The organism is Microbulbifer sp. ABE4_465, assembly GCF_056160765.1.
Genome location: NZ_JBSWXV010000003.1, coordinates 36859 through 62144 on the forward strand (window position 1 = coordinate 36859; position 25286 = coordinate 62144).

Consider the following 25286-nt stretch of genomic DNA (forward strand, 5'->3'; position numbering starts at 1 on the left):
CCCTGCCCCTCATAAAATCTCAATTCAAATGTTGTTCGCGAAATTGCTTAACTTGACCGCTTAGCGGAAGTCATTCAGTCCTACAAAGGTACCGCCGTTGCGGTAAGTCAGTTCTCGCATCAATGCCGCAAAGCGCAGCCCGGTGGTTTGCAGGTGTAACGGGCGCGAGAATTGAATCGGGAAGCCAATGGCATGAATGCGCACCATTCTCTGGTCTTCCCCGCGCTGTGCGTTCACCCGGTCCACCGCCATCATTACGTTGCGGATGGACTTTCCTGTGAATTCATCACCCAGCACGTAGATGCTGATCTTCTTGTTGGGATCGTAGAAGGTACGCACGGCCTTCTGGATACCCTCTACCGGGCTGGAGTTACTGAACGGGTTCCAGGAGCGCAGGCGGTCGAGAACCGCTTTGCGACGCCCGGGTGTATCCGGGATCCAGCGGTTGCGATAGTTGGAGAACATGTAGTCCCCCATGTCATTCATGACCTGGATACCCTTTACGTTGGGGTAAAGATTGAGGGTATTTACCATTTCACCGATCATGCGGTCCCAGCCGTAATTGAACATACTGCCGGAGGTATCAATGATGAACAGGATATACTCGCTGTCGACGGGGATGCCGCCAATCACGTTGTTCTTGCGCTGGTAGTTCTCGCCGAGCAGGCGTTTCATCTCGTCGGTCATGCTCTGCAGGGCGATGGTCAACTCACCCTTGAGCTTGCCCTCTTCTGACTCGCCCTCGGTCTTACGTGCAAACATTGCCTGCAGGGTATCCAGCTCGCCCTTCAGTTTTGCGATCCGTTTGGTTTCGATATCAAGCTGTTCTTTTTTTGCGTTCAGGTCGCGGTTGAGAATGGTCGTTTCCCCGCGAATTTCCGCCAGTTGTTCCTGCAGCTCCTGTACCTGGCCATCGAGATCCAGCTCTGCTTCTTCCAGCACAATCGGTTCCACGGTTTTGGCGATCATCAGCAGTAATACGATCGCGCCAAAGCCACAGCAGATCACATCCAGAAACGAAATGCTGAACTCTTCCTGTTGCCGTTTAGTTCGCTTGCTCATGGCCAATCCTTTGATGGTGCGAGGAAAGAACCCTGGGTCTCCATAGCCAGTTTCCAGAATTCACTGGCGGCAAAGGGATCGCCTTCCATAGGAGCCAGGACCACGTTGACCGGGATACTTTTTGGCAGAGCATCCACTGCTTTGCGGAATAGCTTGATACGCTCCTTGCCGGAAACGGTATTGCCGCGAGGGGCTTTCATGCCCTGAGTGGGCAGGCCGTCGGTAATCAGAATAATGTTGTCCGGTAACGGCGACATGCTGTTTACCGCATTGAAGATGCGCTCCAGGCTGGTACCGTTTTCGGGTACCACTTTGTTGAGGGCCTTCATTGCAACATCCATCTGGTCACGGTCATCCACATTCAGCCAGCGGTCCTCGGTGCCTACAATGGCAGCCTGAAAACCCGTGTTGAACGTGTAGATCTGGTACTGACTGTCCTGGGGAAACTGCGACACCAGCCAGCTCACGGTCTGCTTGGCGCGGCGCCACTTTTCGGTGTCGCGCTTCACTGAATCGGACATGTTGCGGGTTCGGATTACCTTGATCAGCTCATCCCCCAGCATGCTGGCAGAGGAATCCAGCAAGATCAGAATGCGATCTCCGCCGAGGCGCAGGCCGGTGAGATACTGGCGGTCGCCGTCACCGACAAATTTGCGCACGTTATTACCGAGTTTTTGGTTTTCCTCTTCGAGTTTCTTCTTGGCCTGCTCGAGCTTTTTCAGCTTTTCCTGCAGGCGGGCAATATCCATTTCGTCGGTACTGCTGTCGACCTCGGCGATATTGCCTTTCACTTCCTCGATCTGCTCCATGATACGTCGCGCCAGGCCCTGGGCCGTTGCCAGATCATCGCTGGTGGTATCCAGGGTATTGCGCGCCAGCACCATGTGCTCACGTCCGAATTGAACCTCTTCCTGCAGCAGGTTGACTTCCGCTTTCAGGTCCAGGTTTTCCGCCTCAATGTCGTGATCGGAGCCGTGCTTGATGATCAGAAAGATCAGAGCCACGGCGCCGAAGCCACAGGACATGATGTCCAGGAACGACAGGCTGAAAGTGGTAAACCGCCGGTTTTTACGCGCCATATTGCTCCACACTGATCGCAGTAATTACGCCATCGAAATCTGCCACGCCGATACGGTCACCGGCAGTCAGATTCACCGGGGCAGAAATGGATTCGCCGTTCAACATCAGTTCTGCACCCGCGTCCACACGCAGTGCCAGGCGGCCGGCGTGGTTAGTGATTGTGGCTGCAGGGTGGGTGGGGGGCGTCGGTGTGACGTCCAGCTTGCCATTCAGCCAGCTCACAAACAGCGGCTGATGTGCAGCCAGTGCCCGGTGTCCATATAGCAGGTGCGTGGCGCCGGCCTCTGCGGCCGCATTCACTTGCACCGCGACTTCAGTGGCCGGCGCCGCGCTGAGTGATGTGATCAGGCGCAGGTTTCCATTTTCGCTGTGGATTTCCTGCCAGTGCTTTTCCACTGCCTGTGCCACGGCATTGTGTGGCAGCAGATGAATACGTTCCGCCAGCTGAGCACCGCCGGGAATTTCGGCCCAGCGATGGGACACAAAGACCACGCTGTTGGTATCGCTCAGGTTTTCAATCATGGCGCGCACCCGCGAGAGAATCGGTGTGCTGGCATCCTGAAGCTGGCGCAGGCTGACCTTGGCGGTACGGTCGTCGAGCTCCGCCATTACTTCGCCCTGTCGCATAGCGCGTGCGATCCACTGGGGGAGCAGGTCGTAGAGCTGCTGTTCCGCTTCTGCGGAATGGAAAGGGTCGAACCGGCACTGCATGATGAAGGCATCGGTAAAAATTCGCGCCCAGGCTTCCTGAAAGTGCTGCAGGCCTGCATCATTTACGGTTTCGGCGATATCCAGTTCTGTTTGTTCGTGCACGGCGACACGACTGACCAGCGTCTGGTGCCTGTGCAGTTCGACATGCAGATGTACGCCGCGCGGGGCACAGCTACTGATACAGGCACTGGCTGTGTCCACCAGTGCTACCGTGTTGAACGGGCTCTCCTTGACGACTCCCAGTAACAGCGCCAGTTGCTCATGGGTGAAATTTCCCGGAACGGCGAGGGCGACTTCATCGGGCAGGTCGCACAGCCCGGCAATTTCCTTGAGCTGGCAGAAGGCCAGGTCTGCGTGGTGACGGCAGCCGGGGTTGTCGGACTTTACCGACTCCAGACTGAGGCGACGCCAGAACTGGTGATTGACTTGTGTCGGGTGGCTGCGTGCGCGCATCAGTGCGGCGGTGCCTGTCACAATTTCCCGGCTGTTGATGATCGCCACTCCGGGACTTTCAATTATCTCATTGGTGCTGTCGAATACGCGCAGGCCACAGTCGTTGATTTCCAGTACACCTTTGCTCATGGTCTTTCCTGTTTATTTCGAGGGTAACCCAGTCCCTGATTACCCGATGTTTTCGGATTAAATAGCTGATCAGGCCTTGCTCAACTCACTTTCAGGAAACGCAGCAACTTGTTGTCGCAGTAATTTTGCGCGTCCAGTACCAGCCGTTCCTGCATCAACTGCAGCTGGTGGGTGAAAAACATGATGACGATACTGATTACCAGTGCGACGAAGGTGGAGTTGAATGCCACACCCAGGCTCACGGTCACCCCGGCGATATCGCCTTCTACCGCGCGATGCGCCTGTGCAAGGGCTTCACCAATACCGCGCACCGTGCCTATAAACCCGATGGAGGGAATGGCCCAGGTGATGTAGCGCACCATGGCCAGTTCGCTGTCCAGTCGATCGCCTTCGGTTTCACACACTTCTTTTACCGAGTTGGATACCGCTGCCACATTGCGGGTGGAGCCAAATCGCTGCAGGGCAGTAAGCAGTGCACGTGGTAACAGGAAATTGCGTTCGTCTTCCGGAAGTGCCTGAATCGGCCGAGAAAGGTCACGTGCATCTTCTGGGAGAATGGGAGTACCTTCGCTGACGTTGAGCAGGGCCTGGTCCAGCAACTTGCGCTCGCGCATGGAGCGGCGCGCTTTGAGGCCCATGATCGCCATTGCCCACAGCATCAGTACGAAACAGGCTTCCTGCTCATAGTCACGCATTACGATGTAGAGGGATCGCTGCTGCGCGTAGGTTTCACCGGCTTCTTCCCGTGCCATCTGCTCCTGAATCAGTGCGTCTGCATTGGGCCGGATGATGGCCACGTATATCGCGTGAACCAGGATGATGGCGCCGAGTAGGGCGAACAGCTGGAACATAAAATCTGAAGACTTGAATTTCATGGGTTTTCCCGCTTTTTTGTGGGGCCATTCCGTTGGCTTCCGGCCCGGTATTACTATTGCTGCGTTTGGTGTTACGCGTTGGTCTTTCTAACGCTTAAATATCTACTGGATAGGAGACAGAGAGATCTTCGGAGATTTCCTCGGTTGCCTCATAGTTGTCGGCGCTTTGTGCACTCTGCGCTTTGATGCTGGGTGGTGATTTTTTCGCGGGCCTGGCCGTGTCCTTCTCGACTGAAATGGGGGTGGCGCTTGCGGCTTCGCTTTCCGATTTCGATGCGTCTGCCTGTTCACTTTGGGCGTCTTCCGCGGAAGACTGCGCCTGCGCACTCAGCGCCTGGACACAGAGTGCTGCGGCAAAACCCAGGGACAGTGCGGTGATGACAAACCGGCGACTGAACAGGGGAGCAGCCGGTAAGGCCTGCGCCTTTATCTCGCGTTGTGTGGGTAAATGTTGCTTTTGCATTTTCAGTTCCTCAGTTCACCCAGCGGGCGATGCGGAAGCCGATATCGTCTCGTGGTTCTGCACCGTAATCCCGATAGGAAAGCCGCAGTTCGGTGAGACCCGCATGTTTCCAGCTGGAACCACGCACCACGTGATAATCTCCTTCCTGCGGTCCAACCGGGTTTTCCTCCCGTTTAAGGGACAAACCGGTGCCGATGGTGTACAGATCGTGAATCCACTCGGAGACATTGCCGCCCATGTCGTACAGGCCGAGATGATTGGCAGAGAAGCTGGCGACCGGCGCTGTGGCAGCGTAGCGGTCGTTGTATGTGCGCAGCACTGCGGGAACAATCTGGCCCGCACTGCTATCGGCGTAATTACCTGAATTTTTGCCCACCGGCAGGGAGTCGCCCCAGGGGAATTTACGCATCGCGCCGCGTTCAAAGCGCGATGCCCAGGCCCATTCCGCTTCGGTCGGCATACGATAGCCGTTCGCACTGCCATCGAACCCGACCACGCGACCGCGCTCGGTACGGTAGACCTCTTTCAGGCCATCGCGAGCGCTAAGCCAATTGCAGAAAAGAGCTGCGTCGTTCCAGCTGATGTTCACCACGGGCAGGCTATCGTTGTCCAGGCTGACACCGTTGGTATGACTGGAGCTGTGCATACGCTGGTAGCGGCGGTACTCGCGATTGGTAACCTCTGTACTGCCGATGTAGAAGGGGCGATTGAGTGCAATCTTTCGCAGCACTTCGTTGGCGCGGCGACCCTGTTCGCGGCGGGAAGAGCCCATCGTGAATTCTGCGTCTGGGCGCATCAGTAACATCTTGCCGCCGGCACCATGGGTGATTTCCGCAGGTACGTTGCTCCAGCGGGCCTGCTCACCGGTTAACAGCACTGCGCGTACAGACTGTTTCAGCTTGCTGGAGGGAACAATGGTGGTCTGGTAATCCTCAAAGCCAGCCTTGCGTACCACGATACTGTGGCTACGGGTAGGCAGAGTGAAGGTCTGGCCTGCAGTGCCCGCAAGTTTGCCGTCGATAAATACCTGCGCATCGGCAGGGCTGCTGGTAATGGAGACTTTGCCGAACACCGGTGTGAGTTCCACGTTCATATCCCGCAGGTCACCGGCGCGAACGTCCACTGCGCGCTCCACGGTGCTGTAGCCGTCCAGAAAGAATCGTAGCTGGTGGCGACTGTTGGATGCCAGCTCCAAATCCATCGGTGTCTGGCCGCGGTATTCACCATCCACCGTGATACTGGCGCCAGGGGGATTGCTCACGACGCGCAATGTGCCGTCGGCGGCGGAGAGGTCAACGGTTTGTAATGTTTGATCGACGCCGGCGGTTACCGGGACCGGCACCTGCACGGTTTTGTACTGGGGCAGGGATATATCCACCAGGCGATCGCCCTGTACCAGTTCCGCGGTGAGCGGGGTGGTCCCGAGCACCTTGCCTTCCACGCTGACAGTCGCACCGGCGGGAGTACTGGTGATGTGCACGTTGGCCCATGCCGGGCGCAGGCTGGCTTTGAGTGTCTGGGTATTGTCCAGTCCCTCGATTTCCACTTCCTTGCTGAATGGCAGGTAGCGCTCGGTCAATACGGTAATCCGCTTGCGACCTGCGGGAATGGCGGGCGCGAGTCCGCCGTTGCTTTCAACCTCGGCACCGTTCACAAGAATGCGTACCGGTACATTTGGTTCAGTCACGACCTGCAGGTGCCCGGGCAGGCGCTGAAGATTTACCGCGTGGCGGCTGTTGCGGTCGCTGCTGACCTCCACCTCGCCACTTTGCGGCAGGTAGCCTGTGGCGCTCACGGTGTAGCTGTAGTGGCCGGGCAGTACCAGGTGGCCGTCACCCAGAGGCAGAGCCAGCCCGCTCACAGTAACTTTTGCATCACCGGGTTGGGTTTCGAAGATCAGCGAGCGCGCAACCAGCAGATAAACCAGCATCAGCGCGCCGATGAGCAGGCAGCTGACGACGGCAATCGCCTTGGGGGAGAGCAGCAGTTTCCTACCGCCGGAGGTCACCGGAGCGGGAGTGAAGCCTATTGGCTGAATAACGGATACATCTTCGTTGGCCGGCTCGCTGTCGCGTGCGGGTACCGCTTCCTTGGCTGTCATTAGTGATTCCCTGTTACTGCGCACTTATTGATTTTTCCGTCGCGGCGATCGTCGTTATATCCGCATTCAGGTCGGCGGGGTCATCCTTGGAGGAGAGATACAGAGCCGCGCATTTCAGCTTAGTCTGCTCTCGCCATTGCGGCCTGAGTCGCCGGATGATTGGCGCAGGTTTCCCTGTTTTGGCGATACTGAGGCGACAATTTTGTCCACGGCTCCCTACCGGCGAAAGGCGTAGGAAATTACGTCCAACGGGTCAATTTCGTAGGGCAGGAGGTACCGGCGAATCGGTTGTACAACATGAAAAATCTGTACATTTTGATCCGATCGCCGGGGGAGGGTTTCCGGTTTCAGGAATTATTGGCGCTGTTGATCTTCTCGGCGCACTGAATGGTAACCACTGGGGATTCCGACTGGGGTTCCACAACAAATTCGTGGCGCACATCCCGGTATCCCTGGCGGGTACCTACCGCGGTGTAGCGCCCGGGCTTCAGTGCGATCTGGCGCTGAGAGAAGTTGCCCAGCTTGCCCACGTGGTAGATGGTGACCTGGGTGCTGGCGTCGGACTGCAAAACGACGGTAACCGGAATCAGCGATTGGGTCAGCGCTGTTTCCAGGGCTTCGACCTGTCCGTTTAACCGGGGCGTGTCGGCCTTGAGCGCGCGTGCATCGGACAGCACCTTGCGCGCGTATTGATTGCGCTTGGCCTGGCTCAGTTTGAGCGGGTCGTCCAGTAGCTCCTGGAGTTGATCATCGAGCTTGGCGCGCGCCAGACTACGCGCCTGCCCGGTAACGGCTTCCACCAGACTGCTGTCGGTTTTGAGTAGCTCTGCGTATTGTTTTGCGGCTTTGTGCCACTGCTCAGCACGTTCGTTTTCCGAGGCGCTGGCAAACAGCCGGTCTATGCGCCCCTGTGCCACACCGTTGGTGGCCTGGCGAAGGCCTGTATCCGGGTCGGCGGCATTGGGTTTGAGTTTCTTGGCAGTGCCAAAGTGAGACTTGGCCTTGTCGAAATCAGCGTTGGCGATGGCCGCGTAACCTGCTGACATTGCTTCGCTGTAGTCTCGCTCAAGAATTGCGGCAGTCACTTCAGTTAGCAGTGCTTTGGCTGGCTCCGTTTCCGTATCCAGCGACAGCGCCTGTTCCAGCTCCGCCTTTGCTTTGTCCAGGTCGTTTTCTGAAAATGCGTCTTTACCGGCGGTAACGTGAGGCCAAACCTCTGGTAATAAATCTGCGCGGGATTTTCCCTTTACTCCGCGAGGGTGGTCTTCAGAAATTGTCAGTACGAGATCAAACGCTTTTTGCGCTGCCTGATGATCGCCCAGGTTTAAAGCCGCATGACCTGCAGCGAGGTACGTCTCGATGCGCTCGGGAATACTGTCGCGCAGGGCCTGCATACCAGACAGAGCTTCGCGGTATTGTTCGAGCGCCTGCATAAATTTGCGCTGCCGATAGATGCCATCGGCACCTTCAGCGAGCGTGCGTGCGGCAAAGTACTCTTCCGCTGCCCAGGTTTCCACCCGTCTTTCCAGTAACTCTTCCTGTAATTGCAAAATGTCCTGCAGTACCTTTTGTACATCCCGGCGCTGCTGCATGATCTCCGCTTCGGTATACGGGGATTCCTCTACGCGGGGTTTGGTATTCTGTGCGCCTGAATCGGTCGTGGCCTTGCTGGCTATTACCGGTGGTGCCGGCGGTTCTACCATTTGAGGAAGCACCCAGAACACGCCGACAAGCGCACTGAGCATTCCGGTGCCGAGAACCAGGGGCATCCATTTAACTGGGGTTTTTCCACTGCGATCGGCGGTAGGCGATACCTGGCTTTTGGTGTGCGCTTCTGTATCGCCGGCACCATTTCCGTTTCCGAAAGTAAATTCGGCAGGCTGAATGAATGATGGATCTCTGGATTCTGAATCGCGGTGTTGCATGGTATTTCCGCTTTGCTCGCTGTTATTGTCTGGAGGCCGATACGCGAAAACATTTCCGGCAGCGGCCTTCCCTCTCTACCTCGGTTACCTCAGTGATCTGGCTTGGCTTCAGATATCCTGCAACCCGCCGGTTTCTGCCTGGTAGATTTCTTTTAGCAGTTCACGCCACTGTTGGTACTGGTTTTCTACTGAGCCAGACAGGGTGACTGTGCGATCTTCCAGCTCCACGATCTGTGGTTCCACCTCAGCTTCGATTGAATCACCCAGTTCCTGCAGTGCCTCTATGTGCATTTTGGCCTCTGAGCGACGGTCGAAACCACTTTTCACCAGATAACCGCCACCGGCTACGGCGACATTGGCGGCTTGACGTGCGGCACCGCCACCAGCCCCCGCGGTTGCGATACCACCGACGATGGCGGCCACACCCATGATGGTGTTATTCCGCGCTTTGCGTTTCATCTCTCGCATCTGCTTCACTTCTTCGTAACTCATGGCTCGCCATTCCTGGTAGGGCGTTTCCATGGTCTTGACGAATGTGTCGTAGTAACCCTGCAGGGTGTCTACAAACAGATAGTCACGCTCCCGAATCTGACGGACGCGCATCAACATGGGGTCGTTGTCTGCAGGCAGGGACGTCAGTTGATAAAGTCCTTCCTCGTCCTGAACCAGGTAGCGCTCGAATGCACTGGGTGAGAAACTCTGGGCGAACTTTATTTCGGAAATAGTGCGCAGCTCCGCGATGTACCGGTCTGACAGACGCTGGCGGTACATCAACATGTCATTGGAAACACGATTGTAGATACCCTGGAACGCGTCGCCTTCCGTGGGGTGTTTACGGTCGTATGCGTAGTGGGAGGCCTGCTCGGTATACTCTTTGGTAAACCACAGCTGGCCACGGGAGTCGCGCACGGTTACGGAAACGGTTAGCGTTTCTCCGTCGGACTGCACAATGGTGCCGGTCACGGTCACATCGATATTGGTCCGCTCACTGGGAATAACCCGTACCGCACCCCAACCCTGGCTGGATTGCAGTGCATCGGCGAGGGTCACGGCGATGTAGCGGGACTCCGCGCGGCGCAGTTCCGGAAAGACCAGCTCGTCCTCTTCCAGCTCCTCTTCCTGATCAAGGCCCGCATTGAACTGAACAATACCCACATCCAGTAAACGGTTTTCCGCGATGGTTCTGTCTTCGACCGTAAGCGGTGTGTAGGCGGTGGTGCGCACCTCGGTGGTGGTACAGCCGGCAATGATCAAAAGACCTGATGCCAGGCTGGCCAGGGCGCTGCGTGCGTGCGAGAAAAACATGTCAGTACTCTCTCCCTAGTGTCCGTATATTCCGTGATGAATATTCATCGTTATTTCTGTGATTTTTTATATTTCCGGTACTCTTCCCAGAGTCTTTCACGCAATTCCGGGTCCGACTCACGTGTGGCGGCCTCGCGAATCTGCCGCGCTACGACATCGTCATCGTCACCGGAGGGCACGTTGGCGGGCACCACTGTCGCACTGCCGCTGTGATCGAACTCGCCCTGGCGTCCTTTGGTGGGCAGCCCGGGACCGGTGGCCTGGCCGCTGGAATTGCTCTGCTCTGGCCCGGGGCCACCTTCACCCTGGCCCCCCGGTGGAGGTGGCGCGGGCAGTTCGGCCTCTGCGGACTGAATCAGGTCTTCGAGAGACTCCCCTGCAGGGACTTCGTCTTCCATGGCTTCCTGCTCTTCGGCGGAAGCCGGGCGGTTGCGGACGTAATCCCGTTCCCGCAGGATCATGCCGTCGTAGCTGGCCATGGTGGATTCAAACTGGCCCTCCAGTTCCGCAACGCGCTCTGCGCTACTCATCGGCGCTTCATTCGGTGCGCTGCTACCGCCTGCGGGGCCCCCGGCACTGGCGGTGGCGCTGGATTGCTGCCCACCACTTTGTCCGCTTTGGCCGCCACTCTGTGCACTGCTTTGCCCGCCATTCTGTGCGGAAGCGGGAGAGCTGCTGGACGCACTGCTCGGTGCGCCAGAGGCACTGGCGCTGGCACTTGCAGAGCTGCTGCTAGATGCGCTCGACGATGAACTGGAGGTAGCGCTGGCGGAAGAGCTCGACGAGGAGCTACTGGAAGAGCTGCTCGCGGTTTCCTGCTCTTCAGAAAAGTCGATTTCATCCGGTGGCTCGCTCTCGCTATTTTTTGAGGACGGATCCGGCGGCATGCGGGATTCGTCCGGGTGCTGGTCTGAGTCGCTATACACCGGTGTGGATGGATTGCGACTCGCCGTCGGGTCGGAATCGCTGCTGCTACGCGAGCGGGAACGCCGCTGCGACTCTTGTCCCTGGTCCGATGCGGTGGTTGCCTGTTCACTGGAGCGGTCGCCGGACTCGATACTCGGGAGCGAGGTATTTGGCTGCGCCTGGCTGCTCGATGTCGACACGCTCGGGCTGCTGCGGCTGCTACTGGGCGAGCTCGGCGAAGGCATACTGCTCGCTGTGGATGGGCTCGACTGTGAAGACTGGCTGCTCGACGAACTGGACGACTGCGATTGGGATTGTGATTGCGAGGAGCTGGATGAGCTCGACTGGGACTGTTGCGGCTGTGCGGGCGGCTGTTGTTGCGTCTGCTGGTTTTTACAGCCGCTCACTACGGCCGCGAGCACTACCACGGAGGCGAGTGCTTTCCAGTTGACACGGTGCAATTCATCGGTGGCCGGATTAAAACGGCGCGCAAACTTCCGTAACGTCATTGGCTATCTCCTGATGCGTTCACGGGCCGCAACGAAATCGTTGTGGCCCGCTGGTTCCCTATCTGTTCGACAGTTTTCCTTTCCGGGGGTTTTGGGATTCAGGCGTTATTCGCTGCCAGTTTTCATCCCGCTGCGCCCCTCAGGTCAACTTACCTCGATACATCAGTCGAACACTGCCTTAATCATAGGTGGCTTTAATCAAATACAAATCGTTGAACGATACCGGTGGTTTCCACCGGTTCGCCGTTCTCAAAGCGCGGGCGGAATTTTGCGCGTTTGAGTACGTTGCGCACTCGCGAGCGGATGCTCACTTTGTCTTCCGGTTGCGCGCTGATAATGCGGATATTACGCGCCTTGCCGAACGCGGTAACGTCGTAGGAAACAGTGACGTAAGAATTTGCCAGCGCTTCCCGGTCTTCGTCGAGCAGTGGCAGGCTGGGCAACGCTGCCGGGTGGCCGAAGATCTCATCGATTTCCTGGTTGGTGGCGCCGTTGTCCCAGAGCGCGCGGTAGGCTTCGCCATAAGTTTCCCGCGCGGAATGCCACTTGTTGAACAGCATGTACCAGTCGCCCAGCTCCACCTTCGCTTTTGCCGAAGCGGCCGGCGGTGATGCCGGGTTTTTCTGGTAAACATCCATGATCTTTGTGATCGCGGTTTTACCCGAACTGAAGCTGTTCATCCGGTAGTGATCCAGTTGCGCGCGTCGTTCGTTGGGCAAATTGCCACCGCCAAAACTGGTATTGATGACTACCGCTTCCTGGGGTTCACCAGAGTAGGTGGCCAGGTAATAGTTGGTGGCTTTCAGGCCACGCAGGGCCTCCACCAGGCGCAGGTCGTTGGCGCCAAAATTTTGCGAAATAATATCCACCGCCAGTGCGTAAAGATTGGTGGCATTGATCAGGTGCTCAAACAGTGTCGCACCTTTTTCATCGATGTAAGCCTGCAGATGCCAGCTGCTCAGCTGATCAATGATGGGCAGCATGCGCGGGTCTTTCTCACCGTAATTTTTTGCATGCAGCCAGAATAGATATTCGTGGTTATCGTTGGCATCTTCCCAGTCGTTGAGCGCAATTTGGCTCTCGATCATACGCTCGATCATCGGTACCTGGTTGAGGGAGTAGAGCCCCTCATTCACACGGTTGATCAACATGGCGCGGCGAAACTGGGAGATTGCCTCTTCGTGTGCACCACGTCGCTGCAATGCATGCCCGAGACCCAGAAGCTGCTCATCAATGCCGGCTCCGTAGGCGCCGTGCTCGGCTTCCATATCCTCGATACGCTGGCGATATTCGTCGATCGCCACGGATGGACGAAGCCGTCGTTTTGGCTTCTCCAGTGGTTTTGAGGCAGCTTCTATATACGCCGCCGGTGGAGCCTTGGCATTGTCGAGGGCGGATATCTCTTCCGCCGCAACAGAGCCACACAGCAGAGCTGAGGCTGTAAACATCAAGCCGATAGCAATTGCGTTGCTGGTTTCTGTCTGTGTCACGATTGAACCACTTCCATTTCATGTTTTGCGTGACCTGCCAAATTTCGTGATTCACGAATTTCGACAAGCTCGATGTCCGCGCGGCTACTTGTATTTGCTGCAGTTACACGGGTAGCTGCGGCTGCGTAGTTAGCGCGGGACCTCTCTCCCTGAAGTGTGGTTCGTTCAATTTCCTGCCGGTTGCCCGGTGTGTTGTCGATATCGACACTGGACTCTGGTGTCGCCGGAAAGTCTCTGGCCTCGAAATTGGCACTTGCTTCCCTTGCAATAGGCGTTCGCCGTCCATGTATTTTGAGTATAGCCAACGATATTTCGCGCTTTGCCTCCTCGCGTAGGGAGGCGCGCCACTGACTATCGGGGTACATCTGTTCAGTGCAGCTAAGCGCGGATTCCGGTTGAGATTGACGCGCTTTTACTTGAGGTGGTAGGGGCTTGCTCCCGGCTACCTGTGGGTCGTGGTTTGTGATGACTCTGCCCGCTGGGTTGTTCGTAATCGTGGTTTGCACTTTGGTTCCAACAGTCTGGCAGCCCGTGAAGCGGTGGGGGGGAACTCTCAATTATCCCGGTGCCAAAAAATGGCCCGAGAGACGGGATTCTGACGGCTCTGTACACCTCTGCTGCCGTCGGCGGACTAGCTTGTCGAAGTGGACTATCGGTAGGAGTCCGCGGTGAACTCCTGCATTCGGCCGTGTGCCTTGGGTAGTGCAGGGAACGGTTCATCCTAATAAAATGGCGTTTGATCTTTGTCTTTTGCTTGAATTTGTCGCCTGTTGTTCTGTGGGTTTGGAAAAACGTTTCATTCCAGCCATAATTCGCTGGATTGACCGCATCAGATATCAGTGGGAGAGCTCTGTGACGATAAAAATACAACCGGAAGCCATCGCCAGCCTGCGCGGATTCGAGGTTCCCGAACGGCTGGGATTTGGCACCGTCATGGCTCCGGTCATGTTTCGTGCCCGCTATCAGGACGGTCGCTGGAGCGACGGAGAGCTGATGCCATACGGCCCGCTGGCGATGGATCCCGCGGCCAAAGTGCTGCACTACGCGCAATCCTGTTTTGAAGGCATGAAGGCCTACCGCTGCGGCAGTGGTGTGGGCCTGTTCCGCCCGGAGCGAAACGCTCAGCGCATGGAGCATTCCGCCCGCCGCCTGTGTATGCCCCCGGTACCGGAATCCCTGTTTCTGGATGCGGTGCGGACCGTGGTGGCGCACTGCGCCAACCTGATTCCTGGCAGCAGTGGTGAGTCCCTGTATATCCGCCCGTTTCTTATGGGTACCCAGCCAGACCTCGCGGTAACGGCGAGCAAGGCCTATGAGTTTTATGTAATTGCCAGCCCTTCCGAGGCCTATCACGCGGGCAATATGCGCCTGTGGGTAGAGCGCGAGGACAGCCGCGCCGCGGTCGGGGGGACCGGCGATGCGAAAGTCGGCGGAAATTATGCTGCGTCGCTGCTCAGTATTGCGCAGCTCAAGGAGCGCGGGTACGACCAGTCTCTGTGGTTGAATCCCGGAAACCGCCGCACTGTGGATGAACTGTCTGGCATGAACTTCTTTGCGGTTATGGATGGGGCCCTGCATACCCCGGCTCTGAATGGCTCGATTCTCGAGGGCATTACACGAGACTCCATGCTCGCCCTGGCGCGGGATCAGGGCATTGAAGTGCATGAGCGGGAAATCGATATCGATGATTTACTGGCCCTGGTGGCTTCAGGCACCTGTAGCGAAGCGTTTGCCTGCGGTACTGCGGCCATCGTTAGCCCGATCAGCGAGCTCGGTGACGGCGCGCAGCGTTACCGCCTCGCGAAAGCTCCTGGTCCGGTGGCCGAGAAATTGCGCGCAGCGTTACTTGATATACAGGAGGGCCGTGCGGAAGACCGGTTTGGTTGGATGCATATGGTGCAAGTTGCGAATACCTGACGGTTTTACACTCTTTTCCGGATTTTTGTTGGCGCAATTTTTTGCGGCTGCGCCTGGATAAGTGCCGAGAAAGCGCCGAAAAAGAGAGTTGGCCAATTTTCGAGTGCTTCCGTAGCACTCCTGTGAATGCGGTTGTTTCCTGGGGAAACGATCGCATTTTTATTTCCGCCAATTGATCCACCCACGTTGACTTGCATGACGAAGGTGTTACAAATCTAGGGTGTCCCACACTTTCGGGCACAGGCAATCCATCGAGAGCCTCCCCAACCGGGAAGGCGCTAGATGAGACACATAAGAAACTGGAACTTTTGGGAAAAGCCTTTGGCGGTATCCCTCACTTTGACAAGTCGTATCCAGATCAAATTGAGACAGAAGAGTCGATTTACGGCTGTGGCTCATTAAAAGGTTTTCCCCGCGGTTACAAGCCGTGTGGTTCCTCGCGAGTGAGGAGAACGGGAATGCTGAATCATCTCTACGGCCTGATGGTACAACCGCGCAGGCAGTGGCAGGAAATTGCCGGTTTGTCGGAAAAGGGCGTAAACCGTCAGATCCCCTACGTTATCATCCTGGCGCTGGTGCCGGCGCTGTGTTGGTATTTCGGCACTACAGAGATCGGTTGGAATATCGGTCGGGGAGACCAGGTCCGCACGCTGACCAACAACAGTGCGCTCTCTCTGGTAGCGGTGTTCTATGTCACCATGATTCTCGCGGTGGTCGCGGTGGGTTACTTTATTCACTGGATGGCAAAAACCTACGGTGCGAAAACCCATCCGATGAAAGGCATCGTGATTGCCGGGTTTACCGCAACCCCCATCTTTATTGCCGGAGCTGCCGGACTTTACCCCATCTTATGGCTGGATATCCTGCTCGCGACTGTTGCAGTCGCCTACGCGGTATACCTGCTGTATGTGGGAATTCCCATAGTGATGAATGTTTCTGAGGAGCGAGGCTTTCTGTTTGCCAGTGCCGTGGTCACGGTGTGCCTGGTAATGGCTGTGGTGGTCATGGTGGGCACGGTCCTGTTCTGGAGCTTTGTCGCCGGGCCGGTTTTCCAGCACTAGACCTCACCGCTCGCTCTTGTTGTGTGGTATCCCGAGCCCGCAGCGGCGCGGGATACCGCTGTCCGTTTAATCTCCTGCCTCACCTGCAGCCTCGTTGTGAGGTTCGAGCCCCGCTTGCACTATTCTTCTTCGGTCTATTTGACTCCTCGGTCGGCGCGTATCTGGTTAAATTGAGTAAAAGTTCCATCTGATGAATTGATCAGGCTCCGACGAGGGGATAGTATCCGACCACTGGCAGTCACGTATTTTGCCCGCCCTAATTGGTACATGCGTACCAGTTAAGAATCGGCGGGCAACTCTGGTCACGAACTGGGGCCTTTCGGACCGGAAGCGCTGCCGCGAAAGTGTGGATATCACCTCAAATACCAATAAGAAATTTGGAGACAAAATGAAGACATCGGCTAAATTGGGCGCGCTCCTGCTGGCAGCACTGGCCACAGCCTGTTCTCAGAAAGAAGAAGCCACTACCGCAAACAGCGCCGGCAGTGCTGAAACCGCGGAGTTCCAGAAGCAATTACTCAAGCAGCTGATCCAGGCGCAACCGGGCGATGTCATTGAAATTCCGGAAGGCCGTTTCCAGCTCAACCGCAGTCTGTCCCTCAACGTCGATGGCGTAACCATCCGCGGTGCGGGAATGGATAAGACCATTCTCTCCTTCAAGGACCAGATTCAGGGGGCTGAAGGTTTGTTGGTAAATGCCAGCGACTTCACCATCGAAGATCTGGCCATTGAAGACACGATTGGTGACGCACTCAAAGTCAACGAAGGTAAAAACATCGTCATTCGCGATATCCGCGTTGAGTGGACTAATGGCCCGGCGACCGAGAACGGCGCCTACGGTATCTACCCGGTACAGACCGAAAACACCCTGGTGGAAGGTACTGTTGCCATCGGCGCATCCGATGCCGGTATCTATGTGGGGCAGTCGCGCAACGTCATCGTGCGCAACAACCGCGCCGAGTTTAATGTTGCCGGTATCGAAATCGAAAATACCATCGGCGCCGACGTATACGACAACGTTGCCACCAATAACACCGGCGGTATTCTGGTTTTCAATATGCCGAACCTGCCGCAGCCGGGTCACAGCACTCGCGTGTACAACAACAAGGTGTTTAAAAACAATTACGAGAACTTTGGTCACGAAGGCACCCCGGTAGCTGCAGTACCTGCAGGTTCTGGTGTGGTGATCAACTCCAACGATTTTGTCGAAATTTTCAATAACGAAATTTCCGATAACGACACCGCCAATGTCATCGTGAGCAGCTATTTCGCCGCGGGTTACTACAGTGACAAGTCCACCCAGGAGAACTTCGACCCCTACCCGGAAGGTATTTACATTTACGACAACACCTTCACTGGTGGTGGCGAGTCCCCAGACGACCTGGAACTCAAGGCACTGAAGATTGCCAAATTCGGCCTTACCGGTAGCCTGCCAGACGTACTGTGGGATGGTGCGGTCGACAAGGAAAAAATGGTTGATGGCAAGCTGCCGGAAAACCTGAAGTTGTGTATTCAGAACGAAGGTGTGGGCATCATCAATGTCGACCTTCAAGGTGGTTACAAGAACATCACTACCGATATCACGGAGCACAGCTGCAACCTGAAAAAGCTGCCGCAAGTGGTTCTCGATTTCGACAGCAAACAGGAAAAACCTCAGGAAGAGCAACACGCAATCAATGAGGTAACCGATGCGTAAGCTTGCTTCAGCCAGATGGTTCGGGGGCGCGGTACTGGCCCTGCTGCTCGCCGGGTGCGAAGCACCCCGTGAGCAGGTGACGGTACACGAGCGTAGTGCTGTCCCGGACAATCTGAGTCAATGGCACGTGGTCGAAGCCATTGACGGAAAACTGTCACTGAATGATCGGGTGGTACCGTTTGACTTGAATACCGCACTGTTCACCGACTATGCGCACAAGTTGCGCACAGTCTGGATGCCGGATGGTGCCAGTGCGGCTTACGGTGAGTCTGATTTTGAATACCCGGAGGGTACTATCATCAGCAAAACCTTCTATTACCCCCTGGGGAAAGAGGGCGCTGTGGTGCGTACCGATGATTATAGTGGAGACTTTGCCGGCTCAGGTCTCGACCTGTCCAAGGTGAAGTTGATCGAGACCCGGTTGCTGGTGAAGCGTGCCGACGGTTGGCAGGCGCTGCCCTACGTGTGGAATGACGCACAGACGGACGCAGTGCTGGAAATCGCCGGAGATGCCAAGCGCCTGCAGCTGGTCAGTGCCGATGGCAGTACAGAGGCTTTCACCTATGTGGTGCCGGACTCGAATCAGTGTGCCGGCTGTCATGCGGATAACCACGCTAAGAAAGCGGTGCGCCCGATTGGTCCCCGCGCACGCCACCTGAACAAGGATTACGATTATCGCGATAGCGGTGTTCAGGATGGTACGCAAAATCAGCTGTTGTTCTGGCAGCAGGTGGGCTACCTGACCGGTGTACCGGACCTCGCGGAAGTTCCGCGCAATGTCGCCTATGAGGATGCCACCGCGTCCCTGGAAGAGCGTGCCCGTTCCTACCTGGATATCAACTGTGGCCATTGCCACAACCCCAGTGGGCCGGCGGACACTTCCGGACTGATGTTGTATGGCGCCGAACAGGATCGACGCAAGCTGGGTGTGTGCAAACCGCCCGTTGCAGCGGGCACCGGCTCTGGTGACCGGTTGTTTGCGATTGTGCCCGGAAGTCCGGATGAATCCATCCTCAACTTCCGCGTAGAGTCCACTGATCCCGGGGCTATGATGCCCGAGCTTGGGCGCAGCCTGTCCCACGATGAAGGCGCTGAGCTGTTAAAAGAATGGATTGCCTCATTGCCGGGTAACTGTTCCTGATCACGCCGGCAGGCGGACTTCAACGACTTCCGCCTGCCGTGCTCTAATGGGAAGCGTTGACCAGCGGTGCGCCCAGGGGGCCACTTTGAGGTCTCGTTTTTGCCAGTTCTTCTGTGGTCAGGTATTGCGGATAGAGAAAGTCCAGAAGACGACCTGTCTCATTGTTTTTGCGCTCATAATCTTCAATTAACGCAACATAGGTACGGAAGCGCTCCTGAATCTTGCGTACATAATCGTACGGCTCCTGCCCGCGCGCGTAACCGTAGCGCGCTTTCTCGTAATATTTTTTATCTGAGAGAAGCAGCATTGCGTTCTCGACATTGTTGAACCAGACATTCCGGTTCCAGCCTTTCTCTTCAGCGAGATCCTGCGCGTCGTACACGTGGCCGAGCCCGGCATTGTAGGAAGCGAGAGTAAACCACATCATGTTTTCCGGGCTGATCCCCTTGTCTTCAAATTTACGGTGCAGCCACTCCAGATATTTAAGTCCCGCCCGTACGCTGCTCTCCGGGTCAAACAGGTTTTTTTCCCCGACCTGTTTCCCCGTGTCCGGCATAACCTGCATCAGCCCTCGCGCACCTACCCAGGACTTGGCCTTGGGGTTGAATGTGCTCTCCTGGAACATCTGCGCTACGACGAGTCTCCAGTCAAAGTTATACTCGTCGGCATATTTTTTTACGTACTCGTCATAGGGGGAAATGGTCCCGTTTGCATTGAGTTCATCAATCTCCGGGCGGGTGCGCTTTGGAGAGTCGAAGTACTTTGTGTACAGGATGCGCATTTTCTTCTGCGTACTTTTTTTGGCAAAAAACTTGTTAATTGCCTTGAGGAGTTCCGGGTTGTTCTCACGGACCATCCAACCATAAACATTGTCCTCGATTCCAAGGTCGAACAGTACGTCGACATTGGTGCGCCAGGCGTGCTCGAGTTTCACCGACAGGCGATCTGCGATCGTGAGGTCGTACTCGCCATCGGCAACCCGGTCGATAATTTCCTGGATGTTCAGTTCTTCCGGTGCCAGTTCAATCTTGATTCCCGGTACCTTCTTCTTGAGCTGCTTGGCAATATCATAGTGATTGCTCGACTTGCGCACGTGAATTGTGCGCCCGTCGAGTGCCTCCAGTGATTCAATGGTGTCGCTGTCTTCGCCCACCAGTACTACGCGTTCATTCATGTAGGGAGTGGAGAAATCCATGCCGCTATTGTCGCGTTTCTCTGTAGCCGAGAGCAGCGCGGCTGCGATGTCGGCCTTGCCATCCCGCAGCATGGTGAGCAGGTCCGCGTGCGTCGGTGCAACGATAATTTCCAGCCGCAACTTGAGTTTTTTCGCGAACGCCTGGGCCAATTCGAATTCGTAGCCCATGATTCGGCCCTTCCACATATAGTAGGTGCCCGGGTGGTTGCGTGTCAGTATGCGGATATAACCCCGCTCCCGAATTTCCTCCAGGTCACCGATGGATCGATTCACGGTTCGTGTGAGCTTGCTGTGGCGGATGAAATCATCCATGGCTTGCAACAATTCCGGGGAGCTTTTGCGAATGGCCCAACCCACCTCGTACTCGTCCGGGAAGGTGTGGTTCTCAATAATGTTGTCCTTGAACTGGGAAACCTGGTTGAAAATATGGTTTTCCGCAATGGTGAGATCGATATGGCTCTCCGCAACATCGATCACCAGCTCCACATAATTTCGCTCGGAGACTTTCAGTTTCAGGCCGGGGTGTTCTTTGACGAATTCTCGAGCGGCGGTTTCGAAAACCGTGCCCTTGGTTACTACCAGTGTTTTCCCCGAAAGGTCGGTGGATTCCGAGACTGGTTTTACATTGTCACGCGAAATCAGAACTAGCTGCGTACTCGCCGTGGGTATCGAGAAGTCGACCTTTTCTTTGCGTTCCTTGTTGATCACCATGTAATTGGCGATTATGTCGCCTTTACCTTCATTCAGAAGTGGAATCAGCTGGTCAAAGTTGTTGGCGTAAAGCACTACCGGTTCCAGGCCGAGGCGGGTGGCAAAGCGTTTCGCTTCGCTCAGTTCCAGATCCTGAATGGTCGCTTCCCGGTGCAAAGAGTCACTATTGGAGATATCAACGAGGATGCGCAGCTTTCCCTGTTTTAACAGGCCGGGAAGGTCACCGGTCTCGGTGTAATTGTCGTAGGCGTGGATCGGATATTCGCCGCTGGTTTCCTGTGGCCATTCGGCCTCTCGACGCAGATCCTCCCGGGAGGCGGGGTGCATATGAGGATCGTCGTCGCCCGATTCAGGCGTCGCGCCATCGGCGGCGGAGTTGTTGTCTTCGGCGTCTTCCTGGTCATCTGCCTCCAGGTCAGCCGCGCCTGAGACTGGAGGTGGCGAGGTCTCCGGGGTGGCCCCTTCGTCCTCGCGCTGACAGGCGACAACCGCGAGAAGGACGATGAAAAGACAGAAAAACTTACGCCCAAGCACAAACAATCCCATGGTACTTCTGCAGATACATCCGGTGTAGTTCTTAAAATTCTAGCTTGCGCAGGACGTGTGTGTAGCTCGATTCCCTTTGATGAAGTGAATCGGTGAGGTGAATAGGTGAGGTAAATCGGTGAGGAGGCAGGAAAGTCTACCAAACTGTACTGCAGCAAAGGCGCGCGCGACAATCGCATTTTCTGCTGTTGTGGAGAGGAGGGTGCCGAGAAGCGGAGTAGTGATGTAGACGCCCCGACGAGTTGCTTGTCGGGGCAGTACAATTGATTGAGTGAGCGGGTCGATCTATGCGCTGTGAGTTTCGAGGTTAATAGCCAGCGCAGGTGCGTCAGACTCAGGAATAACGCCTTTTACCATCATCGTCACGGTGCGCTCGAGCAGTGGAGAGTCCACCGAAATGGCGCCACTGAGAATCTGAAATTCCAGGTTCAGGATAGTGCCGTGCACGATCTGCGCCGCGGCCAGCGGATCAGCCAGTTGTAAAAGCTCAAAGAAATCAACAATCAGGTTCTCGGTCGATTGGTTGGCCATGCGCACGGCGCGAGTCAGCTGCGGGTTTCTCAGTGCTTCATTTTTGAATGCCAGCTCAATAATCCGGTTGTTGCGGCTATTGGCCTGAGAGCGAATGTGATTTAGCACAAAGCGGGTCAGCTGCTGAAGGAGCTGTCGGCGGCCCGTGGGCGAGTGCATCTGCTCCGGGGTAAGCTGGCGCACGGCGGAAAAGCTTGCTTCCTGGAGGTTGCGGGTATGATCGATATTTTGTTCTACAAAATAAGTGAATGCATCGCTGATGAGGTCATCGAGCTGTTTGAAGTAGTAAGTAGTGGCAGCCAGTGGAACGGCAGCCTCTTTGGCAACAGCGCGGTGACGGATACCGCGGATGCCATCTTTTACAATCAGGCGAAGTGTGGCTTCTAAAATCGCTTTGCGACGTTGACGGCTGTCGGCACGTAGCGCGCGACGACCTTGATAGACCAGTTCAGACTTTCCATTGTCTAAAGTCATGGTTGCGAGAGTTCCTTTGCGATATGGGGCAGACAGCTATCGGGTATCGGGCAGTACTTGATCCAGATGAAAATAGCGCGGTTTGTTGGCTGTAGGCGGCGTTGCCTGTTCACGTTGTTTCCGCTCCCGTGCTGTCTTGACCTTATCGTTATGCGATCAGTCTAACGAAAGTCACAGGGTCATTGCCATGAATAGATTTGACTGGCAAGACAGTTTGGGACGGCCGCGCTATTTTATCGATATGAGTCAGGTTAGCCACCGTGGAAGTGAGGTTTGTGAAGCAATTCCCATTACGTTTTATTACAGATGGGGTTAATTGAAGAATATTTCGGGAAATGGGTGAATTCACAGTCGGAATATCTGGAATTGGTATGTGTGCTGTATGTAAATTGGCTTGAACCGTTTCTTATTATTGGTCAATAAATCACGTTTAAAAAAATACCGGCGCTTGGCCGGTATTTCGGGGGCGCCGGTAATCCTCTATCGGCATTTATCGAGCCCGCCTTGCTCCTGCGTACTCGATCTGAGAATAAAAGCTCGCTAGGAAATTTTTCCGGTGGTGCGCACCCGTTTGCTGCCGGTGACAACGCTGACATCGGCTTTGCGGCGGCGCTCGATTCCGGCATCAATAGCATTCTTGGCCGCGATCAGCAGCCCTGCCACCAGAAATGCGCCCGGCGGCAGTACCGCCACCAGGAAACCGGAATAATCCTGCCCCAGCACGGGGAGCGTCCAGTTGGCGGCCACGGGGCCGAGCAGCAGGTCCATATCGCTGAACAGGGTGCCGCGGCCGATCACTTCGCGTATCGCGCCGATCACGATCAATACCGCACTGAAACCCACGCCCATCATCAGCCCGTCCAGCAGTGAGGGCAGTACCGGATTTTTACTGGCGAAGGCGTCAGCGCGGCCAAGGATCGCGCAATTGGTCACGATCAGCGGGATAAAAATACCCAGCACCAGATACAGCTCGTAAGTGAACGCTTTCATCAGCAGTTCGGCACAGGTCACGAAGGTAGCAATAATCATCACCGACGCCGGCAGGCGCACGGTCTCCGGCATCTGGTGGCGCACCAGGGACACTGCGAGGTTGGAGCAGGCGAGTACCGCGGTGGTTGCGAGACCGAGACCAATGGCGTTGACCACGGAGCCGGTGACCGCCAGTAGCGGGCACAGACCGAGTAATTGCACCAGTGCGGGATTGTTCTTCCACAGGCCGTTGTGGGTAATCTCGCCGTAGTTGTGCGAAGAGTCAGGTGTGGCCATCAGTTGTTCTCCCCCTGGTTGTCCTGGGGCTGTTCTATTTCTACCGCGCGCTTGGACACCGGCGCACTGAAGATTTCCTGTTGGTGCTCGGCGACAAAATCGAGCACCGTGCGCACCTGATTTACCACTGCCCGCGGGGTAATGGTGGCACCGGTGAACTGGTCGAAGGCACCGCCGTCTTTTTCCACTTTCCACTGGTCGCGGCCCGGGTCTTGAAGGGAAGTACCGTCAAAGGAAAGTATCCAGTCGCTCTTCTTCACTTCCACCTTGTCGCCGAGACCGGGAGTTTCCGCATGGCTGGTCACCCGCACGCCGGCCACGGTGCCGTCGCGGTTCACACCTACGAGCATCTGGATCGGCCCGGAGTAACCGTCCGGCGCCACGGTGGGGATGATTACGGCATCGATGGTGCCGTCACCTTCCCGCGCCAGGTTGATATTGCCCCCCTGCTTCAGCCCGAGCATGGCCCAGTACTGTTTGGGGATGGGGTAGGTGTCCACCAGCAGGTCGTTGCTGTGGCGCTCGATGGGGATGATCTCCAGCAGGGCCTTGGCGGCGGCCTCGCGAATGGCCCGCTCGATGGGCTCGCGGGTGGTGATCTGGGTAACCGCAAGGGTGCCGGCGGTCACCAGGGCGAACAGGGCCAGGATGGTCGCATTCTTACCGATGGAGCGTTTCAGCATTACTGTTCCTCCAGGTCGGTGGCCTTGCGCGCGGCCTTGTGGCCGTAGGTGCGCGGCAGTGTGTAGTTGTCGATAAAGGGCGCGGCAAAGTTCATCAGCAGTACCGCAAAGGCTACCGCATCCGGATAGGCGCCCCAGGCGCGGATCACGAACACCAGCAGGCCGACGCCGGCGCCAAAGATCAGCCGGCCCCGGTTGCTGGTGCAGCCGCTCACCGGGTCGGTGACGATAAAGAAGGCGCCGAGCATGGTGGCGCCGGAGAACAGGTGCAGCAGGGGTGAGCCTTCACTCAGGGAGCTGCCGCCGTCGTAGAACACGATGGAGAGCAGGGTCAGGGTGGCGAGCATGGCCACCGGTGCGTGCCAGGTGATCAGGCGGCGGAATAGCAGGAACAGGCCACCCAGCAGGAAGCCGAAGTTGGCCATCTCCCAGCCGAGGCCGGCGACGGTGCCCTGATTGAACACCGGCTCCATCTCGTAGAGCTGGGCGAGGATGGTGGATTCGTTGTGGCGCACGATTTCCAGCGGGGTGGCGCGGGTGAAGCCGTCCACATTCATATTGCCGAAGATCAGCGAGGCGGTCTCACCGAGCCCCGGCGCGCCGTGGATCAGGTCGGCGGCGCCGGCCCAGCGGGTCATTTCCACCGGGAAACTGATCAGCAGCACCACATAACCCACCATGGCGGGGTTGAACGGGTTGTAACCCATACCGCCGTAGAGCTGTTTGGCCAGCAGAATCGCGCTGACACTGCCGATCACCGGAATCCACCAGGGGCAGTAGGGCGGCAGGGCGATGCCCAGCAGCAGGGCGGTGACCAGGGCGCTGTAGTCTTTCAGATAGAAGGCGACCGGGCGATTGCGCAGTTTCATCACTGCGGCTTCCGTGGACAGCGCAGTGGCGATACACAGGGCGATATTGATCAGGACCCCGGGGCCAAAGTAGATCACCAACGCGAGTATGCCGGGAATGGTGGCCGCGACCACCTGCAGCATCACTTTGGAAGTGCTCTGGCCGGAGTGGGCGTGGGGGGAGGTGATTCGCATCAGGGACATGGGG

At 56.6% G+C, this 25286-nt stretch carries 19 protein-coding genes; 4 read left to right on the plus strand and 15 right to left on the minus strand.

Features of this window, described 5'->3' with window-relative positions; all coding sequences use genetic code 11:
* Window positions 1-60: 60 nt before the first annotated feature.
* The 10 genes from ACXAG1_RS07145 to ACXAG1_RS07190 form a co-directional block, all read right to left on the minus strand.
* Window positions 61-1062, minus strand: coding sequence for a VWA domain-containing protein (locus ACXAG1_RS07145; RefSeq protein ID WP_475093864.1), 1002 nt, complete (start codon window positions 1060-1062; stop codon window positions 61-63).
* Window positions 1059-2141 carry a VWA domain-containing protein gene (locus tag ACXAG1_RS07150; protein ID WP_475093863.1) on the minus strand — a complete coding sequence of 361 codons (1083 nt, stop codon included), beginning with the start codon at window positions 2139-2141 and terminating at the stop codon, window positions 1059-1061. The genes ACXAG1_RS07145 and ACXAG1_RS07150 overlap by 4 nt, the downstream gene beginning before the upstream one ends.
* A complete protein-coding gene (locus ACXAG1_RS07155; RefSeq protein WP_475119362.1) occupies window positions 2131-3435 on the minus strand; it encodes a hypothetical protein in 1305 nt (434 codons plus the stop codon). Before ACXAG1_RS07155 ends, ACXAG1_RS07150 begins: the two co-directional genes overlap by 11 nt.
* 80 nt (window positions 3436-3515) lie before the next feature.
* On the minus strand, window positions 3516-4310 hold the full coding sequence (locus ACXAG1_RS07160; RefSeq protein WP_475093861.1) for a MotA/TolQ/ExbB proton channel family protein: 795 nt from the start codon (window positions 4308-4310) through the stop codon (window positions 3516-3518).
* Window positions 4311-4404: 94 nt separating this feature from the next.
* Complete coding sequence (locus ACXAG1_RS07165) at window positions 4405-4773, minus strand: hypothetical protein (RefSeq protein ID WP_475119363.1); 369 nt, start codon at window positions 4771-4773, stop codon at window positions 4405-4407.
* Window positions 4774-4783: 10 nt separating this feature from the next.
* Window positions 4784-6874, minus strand: coding sequence for a PEGA domain-containing protein (locus ACXAG1_RS07170; protein WP_475119364.1), 2091 nt, complete (start codon window positions 6872-6874; stop codon window positions 4784-4786).
* Between the two features lie 347 nt (window positions 6875-7221).
* Complete coding sequence (locus tag ACXAG1_RS07175) at window positions 7222-8799, minus strand: tetratricopeptide repeat protein (protein ID WP_475093858.1); 1578 nt, start codon at window positions 8797-8799, stop codon at window positions 7222-7224.
* Between the two features lie 108 nt (window positions 8800-8907).
* Entirely contained in the window at window positions 8908-10104 is a 1197-nt protein-coding gene (locus ACXAG1_RS07180; protein WP_475119365.1) for a hypothetical protein, read from the minus strand.
* Window positions 10105-10154: 50 nt separating this feature from the next.
* A complete protein-coding gene (locus tag ACXAG1_RS07185; RefSeq protein ID WP_475119366.1) occupies window positions 10155-11519 on the minus strand; it encodes a hypothetical protein in 1365 nt (454 codons plus the stop codon).
* Between the two features lie 194 nt (window positions 11520-11713).
* A complete protein-coding gene (locus tag ACXAG1_RS07190; RefSeq protein ID WP_475093855.1) occupies window positions 11714-13009 on the minus strand; it encodes a hypothetical protein in 1296 nt (431 codons plus the stop codon).
* 852 nt (window positions 13010-13861) lie between these two features.
* Between ACXAG1_RS07190 and ACXAG1_RS07195 the strand changes: the two genes are divergently transcribed.
* The 4 genes from ACXAG1_RS07195 to ACXAG1_RS07210 all read left to right on the plus strand — a co-directional run bounded on the left by ACXAG1_RS07195 (window position 13862) and on the right by ACXAG1_RS07210 (window position 18824).
* Entirely contained in the window at window positions 13862-14926 is a 1065-nt protein-coding gene (locus tag ACXAG1_RS07195; protein ID WP_475093854.1) for a branched-chain amino acid aminotransferase, read from the plus strand.
* Window positions 14927-15384: 458 nt separating this feature from the next.
* On the plus strand, window positions 15385-15987 hold the full coding sequence (locus ACXAG1_RS07200) for a Yip1 family protein (protein WP_475119367.1): 603 nt from the start codon (window positions 15385-15387) through the stop codon (window positions 15985-15987).
* A 388-nt stretch (window positions 15988-16375) separates the two neighbouring features.
* Window positions 16376-17683 (plus strand): parallel beta-helix domain-containing protein, encoded by a 1308-nt coding sequence (locus ACXAG1_RS07205; RefSeq protein ID WP_475093852.1) that lies wholly within the window; start codon window positions 16376-16378, stop codon window positions 17681-17683.
* Entirely contained in the window at window positions 17676-18824 is a 1149-nt protein-coding gene (locus ACXAG1_RS07210; RefSeq protein WP_475093851.1) for an SO2930 family diheme c-type cytochrome, read from the plus strand. Before ACXAG1_RS07205 ends, ACXAG1_RS07210 begins: the two co-directional genes overlap by 8 nt.
* 43 nt (window positions 18825-18867) lie before the next feature.
* On the opposite strand, the gene ACXAG1_RS07215 is transcribed toward ACXAG1_RS07210, so the two are convergent.
* The 5 genes from ACXAG1_RS07215 to rsxD form a co-directional block, all read right to left on the minus strand.
* Window positions 18868-21276: an MltF family protein gene (locus tag ACXAG1_RS07215; protein ID WP_475119368.1), complete on the minus strand. Its 2409-nt coding sequence runs from the start codon at window positions 21274-21276 to the stop codon at window positions 18868-18870.
* Window positions 21277-21561: 285 nt separating this feature from the next.
* On the minus strand, window positions 21562-22281 hold the full coding sequence (locus tag ACXAG1_RS07220) for a TetR/AcrR family transcriptional regulator (protein ID WP_475093849.1): 720 nt from the start codon (window positions 22279-22281) through the stop codon (window positions 21562-21564).
* Window positions 22282-22821: 540 nt separating this feature from the next.
* Window positions 22822-23547, minus strand: coding sequence for an electron transport complex subunit E (locus tag ACXAG1_RS07225; RefSeq protein ID WP_475093848.1), 726 nt, complete (start codon window positions 23545-23547; stop codon window positions 22822-22824).
* On the minus strand, window positions 23547-24230 hold the full coding sequence (gene rsxG / locus ACXAG1_RS07230; protein ID WP_475093847.1) for an electron transport complex subunit RsxG: 684 nt from the start codon (window positions 24228-24230) through the stop codon (window positions 23547-23549). Before rsxG ends, ACXAG1_RS07225 begins: the two co-directional genes overlap by 1 nt.
* Window positions 24230-25282, minus strand: coding sequence for an electron transport complex subunit RsxD (rsxD, locus tag ACXAG1_RS07235; protein ID WP_475119369.1), 1053 nt, complete (start codon window positions 25280-25282; stop codon window positions 24230-24232). Before rsxD ends, rsxG begins: the two co-directional genes overlap by 1 nt.
* Between the last annotated feature and the right edge of the window lie 4 nt (window positions 25283-25286).